At 45.8% G+C, this 5,535-nt stretch carries 7 protein-coding genes; 5 read left to right on the top strand and 2 right to left on the bottom strand.

Annotated elements, in window-relative coordinates; genetic code table 11:
- On the top strand, positions 1–817 hold an 817-nt coding region (gene truD / locus ACTXGO_RS09045), incomplete at its 5' end, for a tRNA pseudouridine(13) synthase TruD (protein ID WP_443574136.1).
- A 24-nt stretch (positions 818–841) separates the two neighbouring features.
- Here truD and ACTXGO_RS09040 read toward each other — a convergent pair.
- Together ACTXGO_RS09040 and ACTXGO_RS09035 are read right to left on the bottom strand one after the other, a co-directional pair.
- Positions 842–2,278: a GGDEF domain-containing protein gene (locus tag ACTXGO_RS09040; RefSeq protein WP_443574134.1), complete on the bottom strand. Its 1,437-nt coding sequence runs from the start codon at positions 2,276–2,278 to the stop codon at positions 842–844.
- Between the two features lie 194 nt (positions 2,279–2,472).
- Positions 2,473–3,345: a PHP domain-containing protein gene (locus ACTXGO_RS09035; RefSeq protein ID WP_443574133.1), complete on the bottom strand. Its 873-nt coding sequence runs from the start codon at positions 3,343–3,345 to the stop codon at positions 2,473–2,475.
- Between the two features lie 91 nt (positions 3,346–3,436).
- Between ACTXGO_RS09035 and ispZ the strand changes: the two genes are divergently transcribed.
- The 4 genes from ispZ to mnmD form a co-directional block, all read left to right on the top strand.
- On the top strand, positions 3,437–3,988 hold the full coding sequence (gene ispZ, locus ACTXGO_RS09030; RefSeq protein ID WP_317199064.1) for a septation protein IspZ: 552 nt from the start codon (positions 3,437–3,439) through the stop codon (positions 3,986–3,988).
- 63 nt (positions 3,989–4,051) lie between these two features.
- Positions 4,052–4,363 carry a YciI family protein gene (locus tag ACTXGO_RS09025; RefSeq protein WP_435949504.1) on the top strand — a complete coding sequence of 104 codons (312 nt, stop codon included), beginning with the start codon at positions 4,052–4,054 and terminating at the stop codon, positions 4,361–4,363.
- On the top strand, positions 4,360–4,782 hold the full coding sequence (locus tag ACTXGO_RS09020) for a hypothetical protein (RefSeq protein ID WP_435949505.1): 423 nt from the start codon (positions 4,360–4,362) through the stop codon (positions 4,780–4,782). The genes ACTXGO_RS09025 and ACTXGO_RS09020 overlap by 4 nt, the downstream gene beginning before the upstream one ends.
- A gap of 34 nt (positions 4,783–4,816) precedes the next feature.
- Positions 4,817–5,535, top strand: a 719-nt coding sequence (mnmD, locus tag ACTXGO_RS09015) for a tRNA (5-methylaminomethyl-2-thiouridine)(34)-methyltransferase MnmD (RefSeq protein WP_443574131.1), incomplete at its 3' end; no start/stop codon positions are given.

The following is a 5,535-nucleotide window of genomic DNA, read 5'->3' as shown; positions in this document are numbered from 1 at the left end:
AGATATTCGCGATGAAGAATCAATCACTATCCTCGCCCAGCATTGGCATAACAAAAAGCTTAATCGCGGGACGCACAGGGCCAATCAATTTATCATTACTTTGCGAGATATTACTTTGCAAGATATTGAATTGAAGGATGACGATAAGTCGTCTGTAGAACAGCATCTAGCGACTATTAGCAAAAGCGGTGTGCCTAATTATTTTGGTCCACAGCGTTTTGGCTGGCAAGGCAACAATATTAAAGAAGCCTTAGCGCTGTTTGCGCGCTCCATACCAGAGCATCAAGCTACGCCCAAAAAGAGCAAACGTAAACGTGCACCGCGCGAGCAAAACTCGATGGAGTTGTCAGCGGCGCGTAGTTTAATTTTCAATGAGATATTGGCTGCAAGAGTGCGTGATGGCAGTTGGAATACGGGACTAGATGGCGAGGTATTTAACCTCGATGGCTCAGGGTCGATATTTGCTAGCGATAGCATAGAAGATACATTACGCGAGCGCCTTGCCAGCGCCGACATTCATCCAACGGGCGTCTTGTGGGGCACATCTAACGATAAGGTCAGCGGGTTAGCCGCCCAGCTTGAAGCTGATGTCATAGAGAATAATCTATTATTAACAGAGCTAGCAAAAGGTTTAGAGCTGCGAGGCATCAAAGCGCAGCGGCGAGCATTGCGATTACCGATTGAAGCGATGCGTTGGGAGTGGCAAGAGCAGCAAGATAGTAGTGAGCAGACATTAGTGCTCAGCTTTACTTTGACGACAGGTAGTTTTGCCACTAGCGTGCTGGCAAGTGTCGTTCAAAACTTACAAATGGCGTGAATAAGGCTTTTTTACTGCCTGATACTATTTGCAGTAACGCTTTTTGGTAATAGCGCCTTGCACCAGTAACTCGTTGGCGCTAACCACTTGATTACGGCCTAGATGCTTGGCTTTATACAAAGCTTTATCCGCTATACTGATAAAGTATTGGCAGATATCATTCGGTAATGAGATAGCATCTGTATGGGCTACAGACGTTATTTTGTATGCCGTTAGCTCCTCGTAGTCAACGCTATAAACCCCAAAGCTTGCTGTAACATTTAGATACTCTACTGTATCCACACTCTCTACAGCCTCTAAATTATCACTAAGGGCGATAGGATGCTGAGCGATATCTTGTCTTAATTGCTCGGCGATACTCATGGCTTTATTATGTGCTGTGTTAGGCAATACGACCAAAAACTCTTCGCCGCCATGGCGGCTAACGATAGCGTCTTTGACTGCTACATCTAATTTGGGCTTTGACAGTTCTAATTTAGGCTTTGACAGTATAGCCGATACTTTTTGCAGTACTCTATCGCCTGCATCATGACCTTGCTCATCATTAATGTCTTTAAAATTATCAAGATCGAGTAAGATAATGCTAAAGCTTTGTCCGCGAGACATTTTTCTTAATGCTTGTTGCATCATCTCAAGACCATGACGGCGACTCTTTAAATGCGTCAAATCGTCTTGATTGGCCTGTTTCAGGCTCTCATCTTTACTGGCGTATAAAACAAGCAGCAACACTCTAAACACCGCAACGATAAAAATCGCTTTTGGCAGCGCCAAATACATATGCGTTGAGCGCCAAAAAAACGCTGAAGAGCGCTGAATCTCTCTAACGCTATCCCATCTTAGATCATTGTTTTTGAAGTTTGAGGCAGCGATAGCATTCTCGATCGTCATCACCTCATTATAAGTCAGTTGATGATATACCTCAGGCGGCAGTGAAGTCACAACCAACTGGCTCAAATTAGGTAAAGCAATACCAAAATATGGCAAAGAGACGGCAAACAATATCAAAAAGGTTTGCGCCAAAAAAGCACGCCAAATGTAGCACTGTTCAATCAGCATCATACCAAGCATAGCGCCGCCAACCAGAGATACTCCAGCAAGCAGACTGCTATAGCCCATGATGACGATAGCGATGGCAATGTAGACTGTGTATATAGTGACCAGAATAATTTGCCACAGATGCAGGCGCTGATCTGAGGTTTTGATGCGCGCAACATGACCGACTATCCAGTACGAGAACAGTCCTATGACAGTCGTCCATATCCAGACTGGATAGAGCAGATCCATGTTGACATATAGACCATAAGTGTCTCGTTTGAACCATACAAACAAGCACCATAGCCAATGCAATGCGACCTCGATGACTATAAATAACGCAAACAGCGATGCCCTATCAGCAGCTTGCCACTCAAAAATAATCTGAGTAAGTTTTTTATAGCCCAACTGGTCTATAGATACCGGCATAAATAAGTAGCCAAATGGTTTACGCTTATGTTACGCAATTATATACACGTGTTAAGACTAATAGCGCTTTACTTTGTTACAAGGTTATTCTCGCCTCTAAAACTTCTCGCCTCCAAAATACAGACACCTACTAAACTGTATTTGCTAACACCTAAATTTATAATAGTATAAGTTTTTAATCGTGGTTCTCGCTATTAGCGAAAGCTTTGCCAAACGCCCCGCTGATCTGCATTTAGAGTAGGAATATCACCTAGCTTGCGCCACGGCATATTGCTACCATGAAAGTCGCTACCGGTTGACACCCCTAGATTGTGCTCTGTAATACTGCGATCAACCATACGCCGAGTGCTCAGCGGTTCACTATCAGCAGGTAGCTCGCAGGCATCACCGCCAAGTGCGGCAAACTCCTCGATAAGTTTGCGCACCCGCGTCGCTGAGAGCTGATAACGGGTAGGATGAGCAAGTACTGCTTTGCCGCCGCAAGCATGAATGAGCGCGATACCATCCGCCATACTCAGTGCGTCAAGGGCCACATAAGCGGGCTTATTATCAGCCAAATACTTATCGAATGCCTTTTGTACAGTTTTGACCTCACCGCGCTCAAACAATACTTGACCGATATGAGCGCGTCCAACCGCTTGCGGGTTATCGCCCGCTTTAGCCAACACTTCTTGCCATAATTCATCAAACTCAATGCCGAGTAGCGTGCTCAGCTTTTCGGTGATGCGCTGACCGCGAGTCGCTCGGCTGTCTTGCAGCTGCTGCAAAGTGGCATGCATCTGCGCGCGATCGGTAAAATCAAGGCCCACCACATGGATGATTTTATTCGTAGATTTGTTCTTGCCGTAGCCACCACTCAAGGTGTGCTCGCAGCTGATCTCAACCCCATTAATAAGCTGCATGTCATAAGTATTAGCCGCAGCGCGCGCCTCATCGATACCTGCTAGCGTATCGTGATCGGTCAATGCCAAAACATCGACACCAGCGACATGTGCGCGGCGAACGACTTCAGCAGGTGCAAAGGTGCCATCAGAGCAGGTACTGTGGCAGTGCAAATCGATTTTCATAGGTACAGCCTTATTCATGCGTTGATTGCTTTTTTTTAGCCCAGTAGACGTGTAAACTATCTCCTACGTTTTGATGGACACTATCCTAGCTATGAAAGCTCTATTAGATTTTATTCCCCTGATTGCCTTTTTTATCGTTGCCCGCAATCAAGGTATCTTGGCCGCAGCAGGTGCTCTGCTTATAGCGACTCTCGTCGTTTACGTCATTCACTTTGCCCGTCAAAAAGGCAAACTTGATAAGCAGCAATGGGTAGTTCTGTTATTGACCATTGTCTTTTGCGGTGTCACCTTATTGCTGCGTGATGACATCTACTTACGCTGGAAATCACCGATTATAAACGGGGTGTTTGCCTTTGCCTTGCTCGTAAGCGTAGCTATTAACAAGCCTTTGATGCGCCTGGCAATGAAAGAGGTCTTTACGCTTACTATGAGCGGCTGGAAAAAGCTCACTATCGCTTGGGCGCTGTTTTTTGTGCTTATGGGCGTGCTGCATTATATCACGGCCTTTACCATGTCGAACGAAGCTTGGATCAACTTTAAGACTTACGGCTGGATTCCTATTATGCTCGTTTTCGTCATTGCTCAGTTTGTAGTGCTAAAAAACCATGTCAATCCAGCACTGACGGACAAAACTGCCAAATAGATTTAAAACTTTACTTTTCTTGTATTATACACTCGCTATTTTACTCTTAATTAAGGAGCCACCATGGCCTTATTTGCTATCATCGGTCATGACGTTGCAGGTAGCCAAGCGCAACGCCTAATCACTCGCGCAGAACACGTCGAGCGCCTGCAAGCCTTAGATCGTGAGCAGCGCTTAATCATCGCAGGTCCTACCCCTATCGAGCATGGTAGCGACGCTATGTCAGGCAGCCTGATTATCGCGGATTTTGATACGCTCAAAGACGCGCAAACTTGGGTAGATGCCGAGCCTTACCTGCGTGATGGTGTGTATAGTCATGTAGACGTCAGACCTTTTATTCATACCTTGCCTGCCAACAAGGCAGCACAATCGTGAATCGATTGAAACATTATAAGTACGGTCTAATGAGCATCATGCTATTGGCGACAATGCCAGTGCAAGCGGCTTCAACACTAACTCCTAGTGCTGAGCCTACGCCTTTAACAACGACTCAAATGACAATGACTGAGCCCAGTACCGCTCAAGCTGATCCAGACTTAGCTTTGTCCATTGATAATACCCTAGCGGCGCAAATGCAACCCTCCAATCAAGCATTATCGGATGCCAATCAAGAGCTATTAGGGCGCAATGCCAAGCTGCAACGCCAAGTTAATGACTTACAAACGCAGGTTAACGTCTTGGTCTATGAGAGTAAAGGTCAGCTGTTTTTATACGGTGCATTTACAGTACTCATCAGCTTACTGGTCGGTATTTTTATCTCTTGGCTGGTTTTTGTACGCCGCGAGCGCTGGTAACCTGCTTTTATTGCCTTATTTGATGTGATCTTTTATGTCTAATCCTGTTGCGCCAATTGGGCATCTTGACCCTACAAAAGCTACGAGCTATGCCAATATCATCAAGCCTGCGCAGATTGACTGGCAAAAGGACGATACAGGTAACCTAGTGCCCGTATCAGGTGAATTTGGTGACGTTTATTACTCACAGGCTAATGGCTTAGCAGAATCTCGCTACGTGTTCTTGGAGGGCAATCATGTATCTGAGCGCTTGGCAAATCTAGCCCCTTATCAAACCTTTAGTGTCGCTGAATTGGGTTTTGGCACTGGCCTCAATGTCCTAGCTCTCTGGCACTTATGGCGCAAGCTTCGAGCAACGCATGCGCATTTAAGTAATGCGCGCTTACATATTATCACTACTGAAAAGCATCCTATACCTATCGAGGATTTGACCGAGATACTGGGCATTTGGTGCCAGCGTGCGCCAGAACTACGAGCGATGGTAGTAGAGTTGTTGGCAGCCTATCCTATCCTTATTGCAGGCTGTCATCGCCTTAACTTTAGCGCTGATAATCTAACGCTCGATATCTGGCTGGGTGATGCTGCCGATAGCTTAGCTAAACTTGCAACTGATCACTCTAATTGTCAATCTACTCAAAAGAGCACGCCCATTGATGCTTGGTTTTTAGATGGTTTTGCGCCCTCTTGCAATGAGTCCTTGTGGGCAGAGTCGGTATTTAGTCAGATTAAACGCTTATCTTCTATCGGTACGAC

It is taken from the genome of Psychrobacter sp. T6-1 (genome assembly GCF_052258445.1).
Note: the sequence above shows the minus strand (reverse complement) of the source record. Positions and strands in the feature narration are given on the sequence as shown.

Excerpts from the sequence above, each read along its gene's own strand:
- ACTXGO_RS09040 (WP_443574134.1), bottom strand. The coding sequence starts at position 2,278 with ATGCCGGTATCTATAGACCAGTTGGGCTATAAAAAACTTACTCAGATT.
- ACTXGO_RS09035 (WP_443574133.1), bottom strand. The coding sequence starts at position 3,345 with ATGAAAATCGATTTGCACTGCCACAGTACCTGCTCTGATGGCACCTTT.
- ispZ (WP_317199064.1), top strand. The coding sequence starts at position 3,437 with ATGAAAGCTCTATTAGATTTTATTCCCCTGATTGCCTTTTTTATCGTT.
- ACTXGO_RS09025 (WP_435949504.1), top strand. The coding sequence starts at position 4,052 with ATGGCCTTATTTGCTATCATCGGTCATGACGTTGCAGGTAGCCAAGCG.